This window comes from Denitromonas ohlonensis (assembly GCF_007625205.1).
Taxonomy (GTDB): domain Bacteria; phylum Pseudomonadota; class Gammaproteobacteria; order Burkholderiales; family Rhodocyclaceae; genus Nitrogeniibacter; species Nitrogeniibacter ohlonensis.
This window is the reverse complement of record NZ_VMNI01000016.1, coordinates 1-23,633: the sequence shown is the minus strand read 5'-3', so window position 1 is coordinate 23,633 and position 23,633 is coordinate 1. Positions and strand designations below refer to the sequence as shown.

General features: G+C 66.1%; 18 protein-coding genes and 1 pseudogene. 14 read left to right on the top strand and 5 right to left on the bottom strand.

All coding sequences use genetic code 11. The features are described 5' to 3' along the window. Positions 1–218 precede the first annotated feature (218 nt). Positions 219–2,927, bottom strand: a complete 2,709-nt coding sequence (locus FHP89_RS16070) for a LuxR C-terminal-related transcriptional regulator (protein WP_144178680.1) — start codon at positions 2,925–2,927, stop codon at positions 219–221. Between the two features lie 275 nt (positions 2,928–3,202). Here FHP89_RS16070 and FHP89_RS16065 point away from each other — a divergent pair, with 275 nt between their 5' ends. The 13 genes from FHP89_RS16065 (at position 3,203) to FHP89_RS16005 (ending at position 19,639) form a co-directional block, all read left to right on the top strand. Beyond that, complete coding sequence (locus tag FHP89_RS16065) at positions 3,203–3,517, top strand: Rieske (2Fe-2S) protein (protein WP_144178679.1); 315 nt, start codon at positions 3,203–3,205, stop codon at positions 3,515–3,517. A 31-nt stretch (positions 3,518–3,548) separates the two neighbouring features. Then, a complete protein-coding gene (locus FHP89_RS16060; protein ID WP_144178678.1) occupies positions 3,549–4,571 on the top strand; it encodes a universal stress protein in 1,023 nt (340 codons plus the stop codon). A gap of 42 nt (positions 4,572–4,613) precedes the next feature. Continuing rightward, positions 4,614–5,594 (top strand): quinone oxidoreductase family protein, encoded by a 981-nt coding sequence (locus tag FHP89_RS16055; protein WP_144178677.1) that lies wholly within the window; start codon positions 4,614–4,616, stop codon positions 5,592–5,594. Positions 5,595–5,610: 16 nt separating this feature from the next. Then, the gene (locus FHP89_RS16050) at positions 5,611–6,468 is read left to right on the top strand and encodes a TauD/TfdA dioxygenase family protein (RefSeq protein ID WP_144178676.1); all 858 of its coding nucleotides are present in this window, start codon (positions 5,611–5,613) and stop codon (positions 6,466–6,468) included. Between the two features lie 84 nt (positions 6,469–6,552). Further along, on the top strand, positions 6,553–7,611 hold the full coding sequence (locus FHP89_RS16045; RefSeq protein WP_144178675.1) for a BKACE family enzyme: 1,059 nt from the start codon (positions 6,553–6,555) through the stop codon (positions 7,609–7,611). 137 nt (positions 7,612–7,748) lie between these two features. Beyond that, positions 7,749–9,059 (top strand): MFS transporter, encoded by a 1,311-nt coding sequence (locus FHP89_RS16040; protein ID WP_144178674.1) that lies wholly within the window; start codon positions 7,749–7,751, stop codon positions 9,057–9,059. A gap of 29 nt (positions 9,060–9,088) precedes the next feature. Continuing rightward, positions 9,089–9,682, top strand: coding sequence for an RBBP9/YdeN family alpha/beta hydrolase (locus FHP89_RS16035; RefSeq protein ID WP_144178673.1), 594 nt, complete (start codon positions 9,089–9,091; stop codon positions 9,680–9,682). Further along, on the top strand, positions 9,679–10,320 hold the full coding sequence (locus tag FHP89_RS16030) for a DsbA family oxidoreductase (protein ID WP_144178671.1): 642 nt from the start codon (positions 9,679–9,681) through the stop codon (positions 10,318–10,320). The genes FHP89_RS16035 and FHP89_RS16030 overlap by 4 nt, the downstream gene beginning before the upstream one ends. Before the next feature lie 81 nt (positions 10,321–10,401). Further along, positions 10,402–12,414 carry an acetoacetate--CoA ligase gene (locus tag FHP89_RS16025; RefSeq protein WP_144178669.1) on the top strand — a complete coding sequence of 671 codons (2,013 nt, stop codon included), beginning with the start codon at positions 10,402–10,404 and terminating at the stop codon, positions 12,412–12,414. 119 nt (positions 12,415–12,533) lie between these two features. Beyond that, a complete protein-coding gene (locus FHP89_RS16020; RefSeq protein WP_144178667.1) occupies positions 12,534–14,183 on the top strand; it encodes a fatty acid--CoA ligase in 1,650 nt (549 codons plus the stop codon). 23 nt (positions 14,184–14,206) lie between these two features. Continuing rightward, positions 14,207–16,603, top strand: coding sequence for a 3-hydroxyacyl-CoA dehydrogenase/enoyl-CoA hydratase family protein (locus FHP89_RS16015; protein WP_144178665.1), 2,397 nt, complete (start codon positions 14,207–14,209; stop codon positions 16,601–16,603). Positions 16,604–16,624: 21 nt separating this feature from the next. Continuing rightward, positions 16,625–17,824, top strand: coding sequence for an acetyl-CoA C-acyltransferase (locus FHP89_RS16010; RefSeq protein WP_144178663.1), 1,200 nt, complete (start codon positions 16,625–16,627; stop codon positions 17,822–17,824). Positions 17,825–17,836: 12 nt separating this feature from the next. Beyond that, positions 17,837–19,639, top strand: a complete 1,803-nt coding sequence (locus FHP89_RS16005) for an acyl-CoA dehydrogenase C-terminal domain-containing protein (protein WP_144178661.1) — start codon at positions 17,837–17,839, stop codon at positions 19,637–19,639. A 147-nt stretch (positions 19,640–19,786) separates the two neighbouring features. Here the strand turns inward: FHP89_RS16005 and FHP89_RS16000 are convergent. The 4 genes and pseudogenes from FHP89_RS16000 to FHP89_RS15985 all read right to left on the bottom strand — a co-directional run bounded on the left by FHP89_RS16000 (position 19,787) and on the right by FHP89_RS15985 (position 22,903). Next, positions 19,787–19,930: pseudogene (locus FHP89_RS16000) on the bottom strand (putative quorum-sensing-regulated virulence factor). A 470-nt stretch (positions 19,931–20,400) separates the two neighbouring features. After that, on the bottom strand, positions 20,401–21,039 hold the full coding sequence (locus tag FHP89_RS15995; protein ID WP_144178655.1) for an SOS response-associated peptidase: 639 nt from the start codon (positions 21,037–21,039) through the stop codon (positions 20,401–20,403). A 123-nt stretch (positions 21,040–21,162) separates the two neighbouring features. Then, a complete protein-coding gene (locus FHP89_RS15990) occupies positions 21,163–22,452 on the bottom strand; it encodes a Y-family DNA polymerase (RefSeq protein ID WP_144178653.1) in 1,290 nt (429 codons plus the stop codon). 4 nt (positions 22,453–22,456) lie between these two features. Then, positions 22,457–22,903, bottom strand: a complete 447-nt coding sequence (locus tag FHP89_RS15985) for a LexA family protein (RefSeq protein ID WP_144178651.1) — start codon at positions 22,901–22,903, stop codon at positions 22,457–22,459. 193 nt (positions 22,904–23,096) lie between these two features. Here FHP89_RS15985 and FHP89_RS21385 point away from each other — a divergent pair, with 193 nt between their 5' ends. Next, complete coding sequence (locus FHP89_RS21385) at positions 23,097–23,336, top strand: helix-turn-helix domain-containing protein (protein ID WP_144178647.1); 240 nt, start codon at positions 23,097–23,099, stop codon at positions 23,334–23,336. The last annotated feature ends 297 nt before the right edge of the window (positions 23,337–23,633 follow it).

The following is a 23,633-nucleotide window of genomic DNA, read 5'->3' as shown; positions in this document are numbered from 1 at the left end:
CCATTGTCCGCACCGCGCAAAGCGGCACCCCCCCCGCGTTCGGGGGGGAAGGGAGGGATCGGGGGGGTCGATCACCCCCCCTTTTGTGTTCCAGGGAGGGCGCAGATACGAATGAAGTCGGCGCGCGGGATGTCCGCGTCACGTGCCCTGTGCCGCCAAGCCGGGGTCCGCAGCGGCCACCGGTCAGGCCTAAAAAGACAGGGGCGCGGGTGAGCGCCCTACTCCGCGACTTCCAGAAGTCCGAGCAGCTGGGCGCGGCGGACGACGTGCTTGCGGCTGCCGGCGTCAAGCTTGCCGAAGAGGTTCTTGAGATGCCACTTCACCGTCTCTTCGCCCACCGCCATGGCCTGGGCGATCTCCTTGTTGGAGAGGTTGCGCGCCAGCAACTCGAGGACGGCGCGCTCCTTCGGTGTCAGCACCATGCTGGGGACTGCACGCGGCCCCGCCGTGGTGCGTTCCTCCGGGCGGGGAGCGACCCGGGCCACCGCCACGCGATGCGTGGTGTCGCGGCCGCCGGCCTCCTCGTCGGCGACCCGCCGCGCCCAGTCGGCCAGGGCGGGATGGGCATCGACGAAGGTGCGGGCCAGGCCGTAGGTCTGCGCCAGGTTCATGGCTTCGAGCAGCAGCGCGCGGCCATCCAGGCTCTGGCGGTCGAGGGCGAAGGCGCGCAGCGCCATGATCTCGATGCCGACACGACCGAGCTTCAAGGTCTCCACCAGCGGGGCGACCCGGTCGAGCCTCTCGAGCACCATCGGCCAGTCCTGCGCCGCGACGGCGGCATGGACGTGTGCCATGGCCTGCTGCCAGCCGGCCAGGCGGCGCCACAGCGGACCGGACGGCAAATCGTCGCGGGCCAGGATGTCGTCAATGCGCTGCACCAGGGCGCGGCAGGTTTCGGCGCGGAAGCGACCGGCGTGCATGCGCACCTGGTCGGCCAGACTGGACAGGCACAGCCGCGGCAGGCGACGCGCATCGCCGATGGCATGCAGCGCTTCGAGCAGGTCGAGGGCACGATGCTCGACGCCCTGGGCGGCGGCAATGCGTGCCGCCGTGCGGTAGCCGAAGAGCGCGGTCTCCGGGGTGCCGACCCGCTCGAGCATGTCCAGACGGTGCGCCAGCAAGGCAGCCGCCTCGTCCACCCGGTCGCGCTCATAGCATGCCGCCGCCAGCAGCGCGGCCAGCATGCAGGCGAGCGGATGGCGGCGACCGAGGTCGGCGTCGGCGCTGGCCAGAGCCGGCCGCAGCACATTCTCGCTAAGCAGCACCTGGCCTTCCCAGAGGTAGGCCAGGCCGGTCATGAAATCACCCCAGCGCGTGGCGTAATCGTAAGCCTTGCCGTAAGCCCCCCGCGGCACGGCTTGCTGGTGGCGTCGCGCCTGGGCCGGGTCGCCCTGCAGAATGGCCAGCATCGACAGGCGGTTGGCGTGCATCTGCAGCAAGCGCGGATCGCGGGCCGGTGGCGCGTCGATCCACGGCTCGAACAGCGCCACGCAGCGATCCGGCTCGTCCGCATAGTAGGCGCCGCCGCTGACGATCAGCGCGTGTTCGTAGCGCAGCGCGGGGGCCACATCGGCCGCCTCAAGCATGGGCGCCAGCAAGCGCCCGGCTTCCTCATGGCGCTCGCTCAAGGCCAGCGCCCAGGCCGCGGCCAACCGCAGCCGCGGCCGCCGTTCCAGTTCGGCCTCGGGCAGCAGTTCGAGCCAGGCCAGCACCGCTTGCTGATGGCCCTGGACCACGGCGTCATAGAGGCATTGCTCCGCCAGGTCGTAGGCCTTTTCGTGCTGGCCAGCGGCATGGGCATGGCGCGCAGCCTCTTCGACCAAGCCATGATCAACCAGCCAGGTCATGGCGCGGGCGTGAAGTTCCACCTGCTGAGCGGCCGGCAGATCCGCCAGACGCAAGCGAAAGGCGTCCCGCGCGAGCGCGTGCAACCGGCACCAGTCGTTGGCGTCGCTGGCGTCGCTGGTAATGAAGATCGGCGTGTTCTGTATCAGGCGTGCCAGGCGATCCGGGGCGTCGGCCGCGCCAGTGAGCGCGCGACACAGCTCGGGGTGGAACTGATCGACGATGGCGATGCAAGTGAGGAAGCTCACGTCGTCTGCCGCCAACTTTGCGATCAAGCCGCCCAGCAGGTGCTCGCCTCCCTTGCCGGAGTCGGCTGCCAGGGCCTTGATCGCCATCAGCGGATCGCCGCCTTGAGGGATGGCAGCCAGTGCCAGCTGAAGCCCGAGGGGCCAGCCTTCGGTCAGCTCCTGCAATCGTGCGCTGCCCTCGGCATCGACCTTATCGCCGAATCGCTCGCGCACCAAGGCCAGGGTTTCGTCGAGGCCAAAGCGCAGCGTCTCAGCGCCCACCACCAGGCACTGGCCGTAGTCGACCAGATCGGCCACCACCGCATCGACACCGCCGCGCGCGGCAATCACCAGACGCAGATTGGCCGGCAGGTTGTGCACCAGATAGGTCAGCGCCGCGAAGTTGCGCGGCGAGAGGCGCTCCGCCTCGTCGACGATCAGCACCAGGTCCAGGGCGGTCTGCGCCACTTCGGCGAGCCAGGCCGTTACACCGCCCAACTCGCCGGTGGATGCGCCCGTCTCCAGCAACAGCTGGCCGAAGCCCGGTCGCGCGCAGCCGGTGCGCACCGCCAGGGTCAGGCCGTGAAGGAAGCGCTGCGGATCATCGCGCTCGTCGCAGGACATCCAGGCCACGGCCGCGCCGCGCGCCAGAAACTCCCGCCGCCACTGGCCCAGCACGGTGGTCTTGCCGAATCCGGGCGGCGCTTGGACAACGATCACCGCACGATCGGCGAACTGCTCGTGGTCCAGGCCCAGCCGCGGCCGCTGCAGCTGGTGGCGCGGTGGCCGCGGTGGCGACGTCCTGAGGACAAGTTCCGAAAACGCGGTGCCGCTGTCGCTGACTGCGTTGGTCATTAAACACATCCATGGTTTCTCGCCCGCTGTAGCGGGTCGCGCTTTATGTGTCGTGGGGCCCCGTCCGCTACCCGCACGAAAGCCCCCCATCTCCCCTACCCCGCTCCCCGGCGCTAGCGGGCACTGCCGCCACGCGATCAATGATCTGCGCGGCACACAAGCATTTAAGCACGTGGGGGGCGGCATCGGCACCCCCCCCTTTTTCGAGGGGGGCAAGACGACGGGGGGGTGCATACCATTCAATCCACATCAGCACCCTAGGCGAGGAAAAAGCCATGCGTTTCATCGATGTCTGTGCCGTACAGGACGTGACGCCCGACCAGGGCCGGCCTGCCATTGCCGATGGCAAGTCGGTGGCCCTGTTCCAGGTGGGCGGAACCATCCATGCCCTCGACAACGCCTGCCCTCATGGCGGCGCCGCGCTCAGCGGTGGCGCGGTGTGCGGTCGCCATGTCACCTGTCGCGCTCACGGTTGGCGCTTCGACGTGACCACCGGTGAGCTGGCCGTGGCGCCAGCGATCAAGGTCGCGAAGCATCCCGTTCGCATTGATGGTGACCGCGTGCTGGTCGGCATCCACGCGCAGCCCTGACACTTCATTTGCATCCGGACGAGGAGCCACCATGTACCGCCATCTGCTCGTGCCCATTGACGGCACCGATCTCTCCACCGCGACGATCAGCCAGGCCGTCGAGTTTGCGCGGGCGCTGGGCGCACGCATTACTTTCTTCCATGCCCAGCCCGACTTCTCGGCCTCTCTCAGTGGCGACGCCGAGGTGGTGCGGCTCACGGCACCGGCCGACTTTGTCTATGCCTACCAGGGCCGGGCGCGGGAGCTGCTGACCAAGGCCGAGTCGGCGGCGCGGGCCCACGGCGTGCCCTGCGCCTCGTCCAGCGCGGTGAGCGACAACCCGTACAGTGCGATTGTGGCCATGGCCCGAGAGTCGCGCTGTGACCTGATCTACATGGCCTCGCATGGGCGCAAGAGCACCCTCGGCATGCTGCTCGGTTCGCAGACCCTGAAGGTGCTGCTCCATTCGGAGATCCCGGTGCTGGTCGCGGCAACCACGAATCCGCCAGCACCCATCCAGGCCATCGGCATCATCCGCGAAGAACACCGCTCGCTGGCCGCCGTGCTGCACGCCTGGCAGCACCTGCTCAAGCGCGCCAGCGAGGACAACACCACGGCCGACCCGGACCTGATGCGCGCCATGCTCCGCTATATCCAGGCCTTCCCGCTTGCCCTGCACCACCCGAAAGAGGATGAATACCTCTTCCGACTGCTGCGCGAGCGCACCCACACCATGAATGCCGAGCTCGACGAACTCGAACGCCAGCACACACGCGACCACCAGCTGGTGGCCGAGCTGTCCGACACGCTGGAACGCCACATCGCCGGCCAGGCCGCCTTGGCGGACCTGGACCGGACGGTGTCGAGCTACGCCCAATTCATCTGGGAGCACATGGGCCGCGAGGAAGGCGTGATCCTGCCCGCCGCCCAGCGTTACCTGACCGACGCAGACTGGAACGAGATCAACGCCGCGTTCTCGGAGAACCGCGATCCGCGCTTCTCCGGCGACACCGACGCCGAATTCAAGCGCCTGTTCTCGCGCATCGTCAACATCGCGCTGCCAGCTAACCACTGACAACGCAACGAATTACACGACAAGACAAGAGGAGGAGACACCGTGGAACAAACCATTCGCTTCCATGAAACGGGCGGGCCCGAAGTGCTGCGCCGGGAAGAGGTGCTGGTGGGCGAGCCCGGCCCGGGGCAGGTCCGCCTGCGCCACGAGGCCGTCGGCCTGAACTTCGCCGACACCTATTTCCGCAACGGCACCTACCCCATCCCCCTGCCCGCCGGCATGGGCGTGGAAGGCGCGGGCATCGTCGAGGCCGTCGGCCCTGGCGTGACGAACGTGACCGAGGGCGACCGGGTGACATACACCGGCTTCCTCAACACCCTGGGCGCCTACAGCACCGCCCGCCTGATCCCGGCCGAGCCGCTGATCAAGCTGCCCGACGGCATCAGCTGCGAGACCGCCGCCGCGATGACCATGCGCGGCCTCACCTCGGCCTACCTGATGCGCCGCATCCATCCCTTCCAGAAAGGCGACACCGTGCTGCTGCATGCCGCCGCCGGCGGGGTGGGCCTGATCGTGTCGCAATGGGCCAAGCTGCTCGGCCTGACCGTGATCGGCACCGTCTCCAGCGAGGCCAAGGCCGAAGTGGCCCGCGCCCACGGTTGCGACCATGTCATCAACTACAGCCATGAAGACGTGGCCAAGCGGGCGCGCGAGCTGACCGATGGCCTCGGCGTGAATGTGGTCTTCGACAGCGTCGGCAAGAACACCTTCATGGCCTCGCTCGATTCGCTCAAGCGGCGCGGCCTGATGGTCTGCGTGGGCACCGCCTCCGGCACCATCCCGCCCTTCGACCCGCAGCTCCTGGCCATGAAGGGCTCGCTTTACCTGACCCGCCCGGCGCTGGCCGACTACATCGCCGATCCCGCCGAGAAGGCCGAACTGGCCGGCGAGATCTTCGGCCACGTGGCCGCCGGGCGGATCAAGATCGAAATCAACCAGCGCTATGCGCTGGAGGACGCCGTGCAGGCCCACCGTGATCTCGAGTCGCGCAAGACGACCGGATCGTCGGTGTTCGTGATCTAAAAGGAGACCGCAGCAAATGAAGATCGAACCACTGACCTGCGCCATCGGCGCTGAACTGACCGACGTGAACCTGGGTGACGCCGTGCGTGACGACGGTCTGTTCCAGGAAATCTACGCCGCGCTGCTCAAACACAAGGTGCTGTTCCTGCGCGATCAGGATCTGGACAAGCTCTCACGCCGCGATCACATGGCCTTCGCCATGCGCCTGGGTGAGCTGGAAACCCACCCGATGGCCCCCAGCCACCCGGACGCGCCGGGTCTGGTGCAGATCTACAAGACGCCGGACAACCCGCCCGACCGCTACGAAAACGCCTGGCACTGCGACGGCACCTGGCGCGAGACGCCGGCCCTGGGCTGCGTCCTGCGCTGCATCGAGTGCCCGCCGGTGGGCGGCGACACCATGTGGGCCAATATGGTGCTGGCCTACGAGATGCTGCCGGCGCACGTCAAGCAGGAGATCGACGGGCTGATCGCCAGCCACAGCTTCAATGCGTCCTTCGCCGCGGCCATGCCACAGGACAAACGCCTGGCGATGAAAGCGCAATACCCCGACGCCGAGCACCCGGTGGTGCGCACCCATCCGGAAACCGGCGAGAAGGTGCTGTTCGTCAATGCCTTCACCACACACTTGGTCAATTACCACAACGCCAGCCGCGTGCGCTTCGGCCAGGACTTCAACCAGGCCGGCAGCGATCTGCTGCAATACCTGATCCGCCAGGCCTACAACCCCGAGTTCCAGGTGCGTTGGCGCTGGAAGCCCAACAGCGTGGCGATCTGGGACAACCGCGCCACTCAGCATTACGCGGTCATGGACTACGCCCCCTGCCACCGCAAGATGGAACGCGCCGCCATCATCGGCGACAAGCCCTTCTAAGCCACTCGACGCACCGGATGCGTGGCCTGCCCGAGCGGTCGGCCCGCCCAAGCTTTGCCCACTATCTATCCAAGGAGTCACAAAATGAATTTCCTCGACGGTTCCCTCTTCCCCGAAAACCAGCAAAAACTCGTCATCACCTGCGCCCCCTACGGCCCGGAATGGATGCCTTCCGACTTTCCGGAGGACATCCCGGTCACCATGGAAGCGCAGGTCCAGAAAGCCGTGGATTGCTACAACGCCGGCGCCACCGTGCTGCACCTGCATGTGCGCGAGCTGGACGGCAAGGGCTCCAAGCGCCTGTCCAAGTTCAACGAGCTGATCGAAGGCATCCGCGCCCGGGTACCGGAGATGATCATCCAGGTCGGCGGCTCGATCTCCTTCGCGCCGGAAGACGACGGTCAGGTCGCCAAGTGGCTGTCCGACGACACCCGCCACATGCTCGCCGAGCTGAGTCCGAAGCCCGACCAGGTGACCATCGCCATCAACTCGAACCAGATGAATGTGGTCGAGCAGATGTGCGAGGCCGACATCCGCGGCACCAGCCTCGCCACCCCCGAGGGCTACCTGGCCTACCGTGAGATGACCATCCCGGCCGGCCCCGCCTGGGTCGAGGAACACATCCAGCGCCTCTCCGACAACGGCATCCAGACGCACTTCCAGCTCGCCAACATCACCCAGCTGGAAACCGTCGAGCGCATGATGCGACGTAACGTATGCAATGTGCCGCTGATCCTCACCTGGGTGGCCATCGGTGGCGGCTTCGACGCGCCCAACCTCTACAACCTGGCGAACTTCGTGCGCGCCTGCCCGGACGGCTCGGTGCTGACCCTGGAGACCACCATGCTCAACGTGCTGCCGCTCAACATGATGGCCATCGCCATGGGCCTGCATGTGCGCTGCGGCATCGAGGACAATATCTGGACCCAGCGCCGTGACCGCAAGATGGGCAGTGTCGAGCAGATCGAGCAGCTGGTGCGCATCTCCAACGAGTTCGGCCGCGACGTGGCCAATGCCCAGGAGGCCCGGGAAATTTACAAGATCGGCACCTTCTACAAGAATGCCGACGAGACCCTGGCGGCCAATGGCTTCGCCCCGAACCGCCGCGACGGTCAGCAGGGCTTTACGCAGTACGCCGCCTGATAATGGATGCTGCGCCGGTCAGATCGCCGTTCTTTGGGCACCCTCTGACCGGCGACGGCAGCCCGACGAGACAATCACATGACGGACCGACCCGACAGATGGTCGGCCTCAAAAGACACCAGAGGAGACAGACTGCCATGGCCATCCATGCCCCCCATCCAAGCGACGACAGCGCCGCCTTGCGCGTCACACGCCCCTACGCCTGGCTGGTCTTCGCGCTGACCTTCGGCCTGCTGATCTCCGACTACATGTCGCGACAGGTCCTTAACGCGGTGTTCCCACTGCTCAAGGCTGAATGGATGCTGTCCGACAAGCAACTCGGCAGCCTGAGTTCCATCGTTGCCCTGCTGGTCGGCACGCTCACCTTCCCGCTGTCGGTGGTCGCCGACCGCTGGGGCCGGGTCAAGAGCATCATCCTGATGGCCACGCTGTGGAGCGTGGCGACTGCGGCCTGCGCGCTCGCCGCAAGCTTCGACCAGATGTTCTGGGCACGCTTCTTTGTCGGCGTCGGCGAGGCCGCTTACGGCAGCGTCGGCGTGGCGCTGGTGGTGAGCCTCTTCCCGCAGCACCTGCGCGCCACCATCGTATCGGCCTTCATGGCCGGCGGCGCCTTTGGCTCCGTGCTGGGCATGGCCCTGGGCGGCCTGATCGCCGCGCAGTTCGGCTGGCGCTGGGCTTTCGGCGCCATGGCCGGTTTCGGCTGCCTGCTGGTCGTGCTGTACTTCCTGACGGTCTCCGACCGCAAGACCTACGGCACCCGGGCCGACAAGGGCCCCCTGCCCGCCTTCAACCTCAAGGGACTGCTCAAAGACCTGTTCGCTTCGCGCTCAATCATCTGCGCCTATATAGGCAGCGGGCTGCAGCTCTTCGTGCTGGCCTCCTTCATGGCCTGGCTGCCGAGCTTTCTCAACCGCTACTACGCCATGGAGACGGCCCGCGCCGGCGTGGTTGCGGCCATCTTCGTGCTGATCGGCGCGGTCGGCATGATCGTCTGCGGCAACCTCACCGACCGCCTGAGCCAACGCGACCCGGAGCGCAAGTGGTGGGTGGCGATCAGCTATTGCGTAGTGACCTTCGTGCTGATCGGCATCGCACTGAGCCTGCCGGTGGGCACGCCGCAACTCGTCGTGCTCGGCTTCGGGCTGTTCCTGTCGGCCGGCACCACCGGCCCGGCCGGGGCCATCGTCACCAACCTGACGCCCAGCCCCATCCACGCCACCGCCTTTGCCACACTCACCCTGTTCAACAACTTCCTCGGGCTGGCCGCCGGACCCTACATCACCGGCGTGATCGCCGATTCGCTGGACCTGCTGACCGCCCTGCGCGTGGCCGGCGCCATCCCGGTGCTGGCGATTGCCGCCTTTCTCGTCGGCCGCCTGAGCTATCACAAGGACGTCGAAGCCTACCGGGTGCGTCACCCGGCCAACTCGGCGCCCTCGGCCGCCTGACCCCGTTGCCCCCATCGAGGACACTTTCCATGAATCCATCCATCACACCGACCCTCCTGTTCGTCCCCGGCCTGCGGGACCATGTCGAAGACCACTGGCAGACACTCTGCGCCGCCCAACAGCCGGGCTCCCGGACCGTGCCGCCGCTCGAAGCCGACAAGCTCTCCTCCGCCGCGCGCGTCGAGGCATTGCAAACCGCCCTGCAGCAGATCGACGGGCCGGTGGTGCTGGCCGCGCACAGCGCCGGCGTGATGATCGTCGTGCATTGGGTACGCAAGTACGGCGGCACCCGCCCCATCCACGGGGCCCTGCTGGCAGCCCCGGCCGACCTTGAGCGCCCGCTGCCCGAGGGCTACCCCGCCCTCGAGGCCATCGCCGCCAGCGGCTGGTTGCCGATCCCGCGCGATCCCCTGCCCTTCCCGTCGATCCTGGCGGCCAGCACCAACGACCCGCTGGGCAGTCTGGAACGTGTCGAGGGCATGGCCCGCGACTGGGGCAGCCGCCTGGTCAATGTCGGCGCGGTCGGCCATCTCAACCCGGCCGCCGGCTTCGGCGAATGGCCGCAGGCGGCGGAATTTCTGCGGGCGCTGTGCGAGGCCCCCGCCTCCGTGGCGGCGTCATGACGCACACGCTCAACGTCCAGGTGCATTTCGACCTGATCTGCCCCTGGTGCTTCATCGGCAAACGCCATCTCGACACGGCGCTCGCCCGCTTTGCCGAGGCGCGGCCCGAGGTGGCGATCGAGGTGTTGTGGATCGCCCACGAACTGCTGCCCGACACGCCACCCGAGGGCCTGCCCTACCAAGCCTTCTACGAGAAGCGCCTGGGTGGACCAGCGGCCGTCGCGGCGAGGCGGGCGCAGGTGCAGGCGGCGGCCCGCAGCGCCGGCATCCACTTCGCCTTCGATCAGATTGCCTCCATGCCCAACACCCGGCGGGCCCATCGCCTGCTCACGGAGTCCGCCTCATCGGGCAACACCGGGGCGCTGATCGAGCGGCTGTTCACGGCCTGGTTCGTCGAGGGGCAGGACATCGGCGACTCCGAGGTCCTGAGCCGCCTGGCCTGCGCCGCCCCTGCCGACCGCAGCGCCACGGACCTCCGCCAGCGGGTGGTGTTGGCAGAACGCACGACGACGACCGGCGTACCGCTGTTCGTCTTCAACGAGCGCGTGACGCTCTCCGGCGCCCAGCCGCCGGACGCCCTGCTGGACGGCATGTACCGCGCCACGGGGGCATTGCCGCTGGCCGCGGCACCGACCTGACACCGCCCTGAGAAACAGAGCATCGATAGACATCCCCACGCGCGGGGAGGGGCCCGTTCGGCCCGAAAAAGGAGACAGACCATGCAAGCGAGCACCGCCGTCTGGCAGCCCACCACCGAGACCATCCGTAAAGCCCAGGTCACCGCCTTCACGAACTGGCTGGCCCGCGAGCGGGGTCTTCACTTCACCGACTACGACGCCTTGTGGCAGTGGTCCGTCACCGAGATCGACGCGTTCTGGCGTGCCGTCTGGGATTACTTCGACATCCGCGCGCTCGGCGAGCCCGACTGCGCCTTGGCCGACGCCCGCATGCCGGGCGCCAAGTGGTTTCCCGGCGTGCACCTGAACTACGTCGAGCAGGTCTTCCGCCACGCCACTGCGGCGCACCCGGCCATCGTCTTCCGCAACGAATCCGGCGAGAATCGTGAGCTGTCCTGGGCCGAGCTCCAGCGCCAGGTCGCCGCCCTCGCCGCCACCTTGCGTGGCTTCGGTGTGCGGCCCGGCGACCGGGTGTGCGCCTTCATGCCCAACCTGCCCGAGACGGTGGTGGCCTTCCTCGCCGTCGCCAGTCTTGGCGCGGTGTGGTCAGTGTGCTCACCGGACATGGGCAAGGTCGCAGTGGTGGACCGCTTCTCGCAGATCCAGCCCAAGGTGATGATTGCCGTCGATGGCTATCGCTACGGCGGCAAGACGCACGACCGGCGGCCCCTGATCAGCGAACTGCTGGATGCCCTGCCCAGCGTCGACAAGCTGATCCTGCTGCCGACCATCGACCCGACCGCAGCCGGCGCCGGCTTCGAGCGAGGCATCGACTGGGCCGACGCGACCGCCGGCGATGCCCCCCTGCAGGTCGCGCATGTCCCCTTCGACCATCCCCTGTGGGTGGTGTATTCCTCTGGCACCACCGGCCTGCCCAAGCCCATCGTGCATGGCCAGGGCGGGGTGATCATCGAGCACCTGAAGGCGCTCAACTTCCATCTCGACCTCGACGCCGGCGACCGCTTCCACTGGTTTAGCGCCACCGGCTGGATGATGTGGAACTTCCAGGTCGGCGGCCTGCTGCTCGGCTGCACGATCTGCCTGTTCGACGGCAACCCGGGCTATCCCGATCTGAACGCGCTGTGGCGCTTCGTCGGTGAAGCGCAGGTGGATTTCTTCGGCGCCGGCGCGGCCTTCTTCGCCTCCTGCCAGAAGGCGGACATCGCACCCACACAGGCGGCCAATCTCGAGCGCCTGCGCGGCCTCGGTTCCACCGGCTCGCCCTTGTCGCCCGAGACCTTCCGCTGGCTGCAGGACCATGTGCGCGACGACCTGTGGATCAACCCGATCTGCGGCGGCACGGATCTGGTCAGCGCCTTCATCGGCGGCATTCCGACCCTGCCGGTGTATTCGGGCGAAATGCAGTGCCGCTGTCTGGGCGCCCGCGTGGAGGCCTTCGACGACAACGCGCAGCCGGTCATCGACGCGGTGGGCGAGCTGGTGTGCACCGCGCCCATGCCGTCCATGCCCCTGTACTTCTGGAACGACACCGGCAACCAGCGCTACCACGACAGCTACTTCGATTCCTGGCCCGGCGTCTGGCGCCACGGCGACTGGGTGCAGATCACCCCGCGCGGCGGCGCCATCATCTATGGCCGTTCCGATGCCACCATCAACCGCCACGGCATCCGCATGGGCACCAGCGAGCTGTACCGCGCGGTGGAGGATCTGCCGGAGATCATGGACAGCCTGGTGGTGGACCTCGAGTACCTGGGCAAGGACTCCTACCTGCCGCTGTTCCTTGTGCTGCGCGAGGGGCACAGCCTGACGCCGGCGCTGGTGACGCAGATCCGCGAGCGCATCAAGGTCGCGCTGTCCGCCCGCCACGTGCCCAACGACATCTTCCAGGTGCCAGCCATCCCACGCACGCTGTCGGGCAAGAAGATGGAGTTGCCGATGAAGAAGCTGCTGCTCGGCCAGCCGCTGGAGAAGATCGCCAACCCTGACACCATGGCCAACCCGGACAGTCTCCCGTGGTTCCAGCAATTCGCCGCCGCCTACCTCGCCAAGCAGGCGCCGCGCGCAGGCCGGCAAGCGGAAGATCCGGCACCATAAGCCGTACCAGAAACACCCGGCGGGATGCCGCCCCCCCATCGCGGGGAGGGAGAAAACCCGCCGGCCCAACTACGCTCGAGATCAATCAAGACACATCCATCCCCGCGAGGAGAACGCTCATGAATCAGGACATCGACACCCGCATCACCGTGACCCCCTCGGCCTACGCCTATCCCCTGCTCATCAAGCAGTTGCTGCATACGCCGCGCACCGTGGCCGCCGACCAGGAGATCGTCTATCAAGACCGCCGCCTGCGCTACCGGGATCTGTTCGAGCGCATCGGGCGCCTCGCCAACACCCTGGCCGGCCAGGGCGTCCAGCCCGGCCAGACCGTGGCCATGATGGACTGGGACAGCCACCGCTACCTGGAATGCTTCTTCGCCGTTCCGATGATGGGCGCGGTGCTGCAGACGGTTAACGTCCGGCTCTCGCCGGAGCAGATCGCCTACACCCTCAACCATGCCCGGGCCGACATCGTGCTGGTCAATGCCGAGTTCCTCGCCCTGCTCGAAGGCATCAAGGACCAGCTGGAAACGGTAAAGCAGTTCGTGCTGATCAACGACGAGCCCACGGCGCCGGCGACCACCCTGAACTTCGCCGGCGAATACGAAACCCTGCTGGCCGCGGCCTCGACCGACTACGACTTCCCGGACTTCGACGAGAACACCCGCGCCACCACCTTCTACACCACCGGCACCACCGGCCTGCCCAAGGGCGTGTATTTCAGCCACCGTCAGCTCGTGCTCCACACCCTGGCGGTGGCCGCCCAGCTCGGCTCCGCACCGACGCAGGGTCGCTTCCATCGCGATGACGTATACATGCCGATCACGCCCATGTTCCATGTCCACGCCTGGGGCCTGCCCTATGTCGCCACCCTGCTCGGCGTCAAGCAGGTGTACCCCGGCCGCTACCAGCCGGACACCCTCGTCAAGCTCATCAGTGACGAGAAGGTCAGCTTCTCCCACTGCGTGCCGACCATCCTGCACATGCTGCTCACCAACGACAGCACGAAGAATGTGGACCTCTCGGGCTGGAAGGTGATCATCGGCGGCTCGGCGCTGCCCAAGGGCCTGGCCGCGGCCGCCCTCGAGCGCGGCATCGATGTCTTCGCCGGCTACGGCATGTCCGAGACCTGCCCCATCCTGACGCTGGCCCAGGTGAGCGCGTCGGTGGCCGCCGACGACCACGTCGCGCAGGCCAACGAGCGCGTGCGCACCGGCTACCCGATTCCGCTGGTGGACATCCACACCGTCGATGGCGACATGGCCGACACCGCGCGCGACGGCAAGAGCCCCGGCGAGATCGTCGTCCGCGCACCCTGGCTCACCCAGGGCTACCTGCACAACCCGGACGCGTCCGAAGGCCTGTGGGACGGCGGCTACCTGCACACCGGCGACATCGGCACCCTCGATGCAGCCGGCTGCCTGCAAGTCACCGACCGCCTCAAGGATGTCGTCAAGACCGGCGGCGAGTGGGTCTCCTCGCTCGACCTGGAAAGCATCATCTCCCAGCATCCGGCGGTCAGCGAGTCGGCCGTCATCGGCGTCAAGGACGACAAATGGGGCGAGCGCCCGATGGCGCTGGTGGTGTTGAAGCCCGGCCAGAGCGCCACCGCCGAGCAGATCAAGTCGCATGTCCAGACGTTTGCCGACGAAGGCCATATCTCCCGCTACGCGATCCCCGACCAAGTGCGCTTCGTCGAGTCGCTGACCCGCACCAGCGTGGGCAAGATCAACAAGATGGCCCTGCGCCAACAATTCACCGCGTGAAGCGGCCATCGCAGGAGAACAAGGTGACGACGTTGCACGTAAGAAAGGCCGCGGTGCTCGGCGCCGGCGTGATGGGCGCGCAGATCGCCGCGCACCTGGCCAACGCCGGTGTCCAGGTGGTGCTGTTCGACCTCGCCAGCACGGAAGGCGACCGCAACGGCATCGTCAACACCGCGCTGGCCGGGCTGAAGAAGCTGCAGCCCGCGCCGCTGGCGAGCAAGGCGCGGCTCATGCACATCGAGGCCGCCAACTACGACGATCATCTCGCACAGCTGGCCGACTGCGATCTGGTGATCGAGGCCATCGCCGAGCGCATGGACTGGAAGCACGCGCTCTACGACAAGATCACCCCGCATCTGTCGCCCGCCGCCATCCTGGCCTCCAACACCTCGGGCCTGTCGATCGAAGCCCTCGGTGCAGCGCTCCCCGCGGCGCTGCGTCCGCGCTTCTGCGGCATCCACTTCTTCAACCCGCCGCGCTATATGCCCCTGGTGGAGATCATCGCGACCGCCGCCACCGAGGCCGCCACCCTCGACAGCCTGGAGACCTGGCTCACCACGCGGCTGGGCAAGGGCGTGATCCGCGCGCGCGACACGCCCAACTTCGTGGCCAACCGCGTCGGCGTGTTTTCCCTGTTGGCGGTGGCACACCACACCGCCGCCTTCGGCCTGGGTTTCGACGCGGTCGATGCCCTCACCGGCCCCGCCATCGGCCGCCCGCGCAGCGCCACCTACCGCACTCTCGACGTGGTCGGCCTCGACACCTTTGCCCATGTGGTGCGCACCATGCAGCGCACCCTCGGTGACGACCCCTGGCATCGCCTGTTCGACGCACCGGCCTGGCTCGACGCGCTGATCGAGCGCGGCGCGCTGGGCCAGAAGGCCAAGGCCGGCATCTTCCGCAAGGCGGGCAAGACGGTCGAGGTTTTCGATCCCGCCACGCTGAACTACCGCGCCACGAACGCTGCGATCGCCGACGAAGTGGCGGCGATCCTCGCCATCGAGCCGGCGGCCGAGCGCTTCACCATGCTGCGCCAGAGCCCCCACCCCCAGGCACGCTTCCTGTGGGCGATCTTCCGTGACCTCTTCCACTACTGCGCGGTGCAGCTGGCGCACATCGCCGACAACGCCCGCGACGTGGATCTGGCGCTGCGCTGGGGTTTCGGCTGGCGACAAGGCCCGTTCGAAACTTGGCAGGGCGCCGGCTGGCGGGACATCGCCGAGGCGGTGGCCGCCGATATCGCGGCCGGCGAGGCCTTGAGCGACACCCCGCTGCCCGCCTGGGTCTTCGATGGCCGCGACGGCGTCCATACCCCGGAGGGCTCGTGGTCGCCACGCAAGGGCGGCCCTGTGCCGCGCACCACGCTGCCGGTCTACCGCCGCCAGCGCTTTCCCGACGGCCTGCTGGGCGAATGCCTGCCCACCCCGGCGCGCGACGGCGAAACCCTGTTCGACAACGCGGCGGTGCGCCTGTGGCGCCTGCCAGAGCGGGACAGCCGCATCGGCATCCTTTCCTTCAAGAGCAAGCAGCACGCCATCGGCCGCGAGGTGGTCGAGGGCCTGCGCTCGGCCATCGCCTGCGCAGAGCGCGAGCTCGACGGCCTGGTACTGTGGCATGAGGCGCCCTTTGCGGTGGGCGCCGATCTGCAGGAGCTCGCCGATGCCTGCAGCGCCGGGCGCTTCGAACAGATTGAGGCCATGGTGAGTGACTTCCAGGCCGCGTCCCTGGCGCTCAAGTACGCCCGGGTGCCGACCGTCGCCGCCGTGCAGGGCCTGGCCCTGGGCGGCGGCTGCGAATTCGCCATGCATGCCACGGCGCGGGTGCTGGCCCTGGAGGTCCATATCGGCCTGGTCGAAGCCGGTGTGGGGCTCATTCCCGCCGGCGGCGGCTGCACCGCGCTCGCCCTGCGCGCGGCGGAACTCGCCCGCCACAGCGCCACGCCCACCGAGGTGATGCCCTTCCTGCAAAACGTGTTCATGGCCGTCGCCACGGCCAAGGTCTCGGGCAGCGCGCTGGAGGCGCAGGAACTCGGTTTCATGAGCGACCACGACACCGTCCTCTTCCACGCCGGGGAGCTGCTCCATGTGGCCCTCGGCCAGGCCCGGGCGCTGGCCGAGGGCGGCCATGTACCGCCCCTGCCGCCGCGCGGCATCCCGGTCGCCGGCCGGAACGGGATCGCGGCGCTGGAGATGAGCCTGGTGAATATGCGCGACGGCGCCATGATCTCCGCCCACGACTACCGGGTGGCGCGTGCCGCCGCGGTCGCCCTGTGCGGCGGCGAGGTGGACGCCGGCAGCCGGGTCGACGAGGCCTGGCTCCTCGGCGTCGAGCGCCGCCTCTTCATCGAGTTGCTCAAGACCCCCGAAACCCAGGCGCGGATCCGTCACATGCTCGATACCGGCAAGCCGCTGCGCAACTGATCCGCCCGAGGACACCAGACCATGAGCAAACAGATTCAGGACGCCTATATCGTTGCCGCCACCCGCCTGCCGGTGGGCAAGAAGGGCGGCATGTTCAAGCACACCCGCCCCGACGACCTGCTGGCCCACGCCCTCAAGGCGGTGGTGGCCCTGGTGCCGCAGCTTGATCCGGCACGCATCGGCGACGTCATCGTCGGCTGCGCCATGCCAGAAGCCGAACAGGGCATGAACGTGGCGCGCATCGGCGTGCTGCTGGCCGGGCTCCCCAACGCCGTGCCCGGCTATACCCTCAACCGCTTCTGCGCCTCCGGCCTGCAGGCGGTGGCCGACGCGGCCCGCCAGATCCAGCTGGGACTGGCCGACGTGATGATCGGCGCTGGCGTCGAGTCGATGAGCGTGATGCCGAACATGATGGGCAACAAGCTCAGCCCCAACCCGGCCATTTTCGCTGACGACGCGCACCGGGGCATCGCCTACGGCATGGGCCTCACCGCCGAGAAGGTGGCGAGCCAGTGGCAGATCGGCCGCGAGGCGCAGGATGCCTTCGCCGTGGCCTCCCATCAGAAGGCCTGCGCCGCGATTGCCGCCGGCCACTTCGCGGCCGAGATCAGCCCCTACGCGGTGCGTCAGCATCAGCCGGATCTCACCCGTGGCGAGGTGCAGCTGCGCGAGCGCGTCATGGCAACCGACGAAGGTCCGCGCGCCGACGCCAGCGCGCAGCGACTCGCCAGATTGCGCCCGGTGTTCCACGCCACCGGCTCGGTCACCGCCGGCAACGCCTCGCAGATGTCCGACGGTGCCGCCGCGGTGATGCTGGTCTCGGAAAAGGTGCTGAAGGAGCACAACCTCACGCCGCTCGCCCGCTTCGTGAGCTATGCCGTGGCCGGCGTGCCACCGGAAATCATGGGCATTGGCCCGATCGCCGCGATCCCGAAGGCGCTGCAGCAAGCAGGAATTCGTCAGGACGAGCTGGACTGGATCGAGCTGAACGAAGCCTTCGCCGCCCAGGCGCTGGCCGTGCAGCGCGATCTGGACCTCGATCCCGACACCATCAACCCCCTGGGCGGCGCCATCGCCCTGGGCCACCCCCTCGGCGCCACCGGCGCCATCCGCACCGCCACCGTGGTCCATGGCCTCGCCCGCACCGCCGGCCGTTACGGCATGGTCAGCATGTGCATCGGCACCGGCATGGGTGCCGCCGGCATCATTGAAAGAATCTAAGGAGAACCCCCCGTGAGCGATTACCGCGCCCCCCTCAGCGACATGCGCTTCGTCATGGACAAGCTGGCCGGCTTTGCCGAACTGAGCAGCCAGGTCCCGGCCTTTGCCGAGGCCACCCCCGACATGGCCGACGCCATTCTCGACGAGGCCGCGAAATTCACCGAACAGGTGCTGGCACCCCTCAATGCCGTCGGCGACAAGGAAGGCTGCCAGCTCACCGAGCACGGCGTGACCACACCGACCGGCTGGAAGGCCGCCTACCAGAACTTTTGCGACGCCGGCTGGAACGGCATCACCGGCCCGGCCGATTTCGAAGGCCACGGCCAGCCCGACACGCTGGGCGTGGCGGTCAGGGAAATGGTGGCCTCGGCCAACCTCTCGTTCTCGCTCTGCCCGATGCTGACCTTCGGCGCCGTGCAGGCGCTGATCACCTGCGCCAGCGACGAGTTGAAGGCCACCTATCTGGCCAGGATGGTGACCGGCGAGTGGACCGGCACCATGAACCTCACCGAACCCCAGGCCGGCTCCGACCTGGCCCTGATCCGCAGCCGCGCCGAACCCCAACCCGACGGCAGCTACCGTGTCTTCGGCCAGAAGATCTTCATCACCTACGGCGACCACGACCTGACGGACAACATCGTCCATCTGGTGCTGGCGCGCCTGCCCGATGCCCCGCCGGGGGTGCGCGGCATCTCGCTCTTCCTGGTACCGAAGTTTCTGGTCAATGACGACGGGTCGCTGGGCGAGCGCAACGACGCGCAATGCGTCTCGATCGAGCACAAACTGGGCATCCACGCCAGCCCCACCTGCGTGCTGGCCTTTGGCGACAACGGCGGCGCCGTAGGTTATCTGCTGGGCGAAGCCAATCGCGGCCTCGAATACATGTTCGTGATGATGAACGAGGCCCGCCTGGGCGTCGGCCTGCAAGGCGTGGCGCTGGGCGAGCGCGCCTACCAGCTTGCGCTCGCCTACGCCCGCGAGCGCAAGCAGGGCCGCGACGCGGTGACCGGAGACGCCTTGGTCACCCTCGACAAACATCCCGACATCCGCCGAATGCTGATGTTGATGAAGAGCCGCGTGGAAGCGAGCCGCGCGCTCGCCTATGTGGCCGCCGGCATGCTGGACCGCGCCCATGCCCATCCCGACCCCGAGACACGCAAACACAACCTGATGCTGGCCGAATTCATGATTCCGCTGGTCAAGGGCGGCGCTACCGAGATGAGCATCGACGTCACTTCCCTGGGCATCCAGGTGCACGGTGGCATGGGCTTCATCGAAGAGACCGGCGCCGCCCAGCACTGGCGCGATGCCCGCATCACTACCATCTACGAAGGCACTACCGGCATCCAGGCCAACGACCTCATCTTTCGCAAGCTCATGCGCGACGGCGGCGCCACCGCGCACGCCGTCTTCGCGCAGATCAGCGAAACGGCCGAGGCGCTGCGTTCATCTCCCCGTCCGGACTTGCAGGCCATCGGAAACCGCCTGCAACAAGCCCTGAACGACTGGACGGAAGCCACCGCATGGGTACTGGCCCGCATCAAAGAAGACACCGCCGGCGTGCTGAGCGCAGCGGTACCCTACCTCCACCTCGCGGCCAGCGTCTGCGGCGGATGGCAACTGGGTCGGGCGGCGCAGATCGCAGCACACATGCTCGCGCAGGACACGGGCGATACAAGATTCCTGCGAGCGAAAATCGCCACCGCGCACTTCTATGCCGACCATGTTCTATCTCAGGCAATCGGGCTCAAGCACAGCGTGTGCGCCGGGGGTGACGCGCTGGCAGGGCTGAGTGCTGACATGCTGGACGTATAGGTAAGCTGCGCGCATGCCGCCACCGGGTTCAGTATCAGTAACAAATTTCTGAACTGCCCCGGGGCGTGGTGGAAGCTGGACTGCCCATCACGCCTCAACGGGTTAGCCGCAACGGGTCAAGCAAGCAAACCAATTGTTGTGGTCAAGCTAGTACATGAGCGCCATTCGCAGCCCCAACTAGCCCGCGAGAAAGGCCTCTCTGGCAAACCATGCGAGGTTGTGTCCCGGAAGGTCCGCAATGACGCGCCCTTTGTACTTGCCGAAGGTCTGTTCGTCTGCCCATCCACGCATGCGTCACCCGGTCGTGGGAGTCATCGACGATACTGATGTCTTGGTTGGTTCTGACGCCTTGGCGTTTGGCCACCCAGTTCCGAGTTGGGTTACCCTTGACGACTTTGTCGTAGGCTTTTGCTCGGATGTCGGTCAGAGCAATCTTGTCGTTGCAATGTGAGGGAAGTCAGGTTGTTGACCTTGCCATTCTTTTCGTAGAGCCCCTTCTCGATGCGGTATTCAGCATCGTTCAGTTTCTTGCCGCTGATGCCAAATTTCGGCGGCTAGCGTGTCGGTTTGACGTTCTGATTAATAGAGATTGGTCTATTCAGTGGTGCAACCCGCGCAATTCGGAGTAGCCCGCGATCCGATGTTCGGCAGCGGGAAGCATCAAATGTCGACCGATCGTCTCCTTGCGGCCACCCACCCTGAGTCATCCCAACAGCAACAAAGGCCGATCTATTGCCGGTGACCGATCCGAATTTCTCGGGTTACGGGCCAAGACGACCGGGCGCTGTAGTCAGCAGGTCAGGATCGCAAGGGCGAAGAAGCTCCCTCATTTGGGCTTCGCTGGACGCACTCAACCAGCGCTCGATCTGGGCTCCATCCAGAATGACCGTCGTTCGTTTTTCGTCGGAAGGCTTGTGAAACCGGCCCATCACCGGATGATCGTTCGCGTTGACCGTTAGCATGGTGAACGACCAACTGGGCATTTCTTCTCCCCAGGCTTTTCGCTCCCAGAGGCCGGCCAGCGCCATTGGCATCCCATCGGCACGTTGGATCGCCCACCAGACCGCTTTGCCAGTTTCATAGCAGGGCTCATAGATGGACATTGCCGGAACGATACACAGCTGGCGTTTTCTCCAAGCGTTGCGAAATGACGGTTTATCGGCAACGGTTTCAGAACGCGCGTTGTATGTCCGCCTGGCTAGGCTTTGCTCCTTGGCCCAAAAGGGAAGAAGACCGAACGTGCCCATGACTGCAGCACGCGGCGCGTTGTCGCCGGGGAGGTAGATGAGCGGCGCGGCGCTCCCTGGGTAGACGTCGCCCGCCGGCGTGTCGCCTTCAATAGACGACACATCAAAGAAAGGCAGATCCTTGTTTCCGACAGGGCGATAGTTTGAGCACATGGATCAAGCATACCGGGCCTTAGGCGCGATTTCATTCGCCACAAGTCTGGCGTTCGTCGCTCCTGACCCACGCGCTATTTCGCAATCGTCCCGCCTGCGCGCCGCAGATGCCCGTGACCGGCCTTAGCTGACGATAGGTAGCTCATCCCACCGAGTGGTGAACCGCGGCGAACGATTTTCTGCGCGCATGCTCCATCGCCGGCGGGTTCCGCTGGCCCCGGAGCGCAACATGCCACTACCAAAGAGCCGATTGACCTCATCCATGGCGGACATCAGCGCGGCTGAACGCGCCTGATGCGCGGGGGCGTCAAACAGCGCCCCCTGCTGCACGCGCTTGTCAGAGAGAAGCGTAAGCATCACGCCGGCTTTCTTGTATCGGAATCCGGGTCGATATATCGCCTTCAGGCCTCGCAGCGCCGCTGCGGTCAGCGCTATGGTGTCGTCGCTCGGGGAGATCAATGCCACCGTCGTCCCCGCGTTGTTTTGTGGCTCTTCAGGCCGAAAAGCATTGCACTGCACGAAGACATGCACGGCCGCACAAACCGAACCTTGCTGCCTCAGCTTTTCCGCCGCTGTCGCAACATACGAGGCTACCGCTTCGCGCAGCTCATCCAGTGCCTCGACGCTGCGACCGAAGCTTCTCGAAGACATGATCTGTTGTTTGGAGGGTGCGACTTGCTCCAGTTCCAAGCAGGAAATGCCGCGAAGCTCGCTGCACACCCGCTCCATGACGACGCCAAAGTGCGTACGCAGCGTTTTGGGTGAGGCATTGCGAAGATCGAGCACCGATCGAATACCTATCGCCTTGAGTCGTGGCGCAAGTCTTGGGCCGACGCCCCACACCTCACCGACATCGATATCTGCCATATAGCTCAGGCGCTCTGGCCGGCTGAGAGCATGAAGATCACAGACACCGTCGAATTCAGGACGCTTCTTCGCCATGTGGTTTGCGAGCTTGGCCAATGTCTTGGTTGGCGCTACGCCGACACACACCGGCAATCCAGTCCACCGCTTCACCCGTTGACGGATCTGCTGGCCCATTGCCAAAGCTCCGCCGTAGAGCTGAACAACGGTCTCGATACGCAGGAACGCCTCGTCGATGCTGTAGATCTCAATTTCCGGTGAAAAGTCCTGGAGCACCAGCGCCACCCGATTGCTCATGTCGCCATACAGGGTGTAGTTCGATGAGAAGGCGCGGATGCCGTGCTGCTGCGCCAGGTCTTTCATCTTGAACCATGGCACACCCATCCGGACGCCGAGCGATTTGACTTCATTGCTGCGGGCGACCGCGCAACCATCATTGTTCGACAGCACCACCAAGGGGGTAGTGGCGAGCTCAGGCTGAAAGACGCGCTCACATGAGACGTAGAAATTGTTTACGTCGACCAATGCGAATTGCTGTGGTGCGCTCATCGCCTTAGCGCTTGGCGGGGTAGCGCCGGACGACGCCGACGACCACACCCCACACTTCGAGCTCCTGCCCCTCTGCGAATCGGATCGCAGAAAACGCCGCGTTCTCCGGGCGCAATTCAATTGCGCCATCACGCATGAAAAGGCGCTTGATCGTGTACTCGCTATCGACGACGGCCACCACGATGTCATTGTGCTGCGGCGCCAGTGAGCGATCGACGACAACTTTGTCCCCATCTTCGATGGCGGCACCAATCATCGAGTCACCTTTAACCGTGAACATGAAGGTGGCCGGCTTGTTGCGCACCAGGTAATCATTCAGATCGAGACCGTCGTCGACGTAGTCACTCGCCGGAGATGGGAAGCCAGCGCTAAGACGATGCGAAATCAGTCGGACTTCCGAAGCCGGAGCGTCCTGTGGCAGCGTGACTGGGGTCTGGGTAAGCGTTCGCATGGGATCGACGGATCGGGCGCTTGTTGCACGAAATGGGGGGCCGCCATTATCTCACCTCGAGATCACACCGGGCCCACTTGAGGTAGGTCTACGCGTGGGATCAGGCGATGGGCCTGCGTTCAAGCGCCTCGGATGTCGATCTGACGGGCAGGCTAGCCTATACTTCCCCGATTGCTCAATATGGATTTGATGCATGCGCAAAACCCCGAAGTTGCCATATCGCACGCCAGAAGAAATCAAAGCCTTGCGGAAGAGAGTCGACATGGTTCAGACAGAGTTCTGGGCGCCTCTGGGTGTCACGCAGTCAGGCGGCAGTCGCTATGAGGCTGGCCGAAAAATCCCACGGTCAGTGCAGCTCTTGCTGGCCGTAACTTACGGATCGTCGGCGCAGAGTCAAGCGGCTATCGACTATCTGAGAAGCTGGAAGGCTTAGATTACAGGTCCGAAGCAGCCATCGAAATGGCAGTGCCAAGGCCACAATCTATATGACACTCGGCGCAATGATGCCGAAGCCGGCATGAACTGCTGGTCTGATGGGGGGAAAGCTGGTTCTTTGAATGCGGGTTTAGCATCGAACGCCAGGCAGTACTGTTGATTGGGGGTGGCTCACAGTGTCTACTTACGGCTAGAAGCCGTCAAAGGGTAGCCGAAAATACCTCGCGTCGAACGGCAGTTAATCCCAACCGAAGCCGACTTTCTGTTCCCCACGTCGTCGGACAGCTGGTCGGCC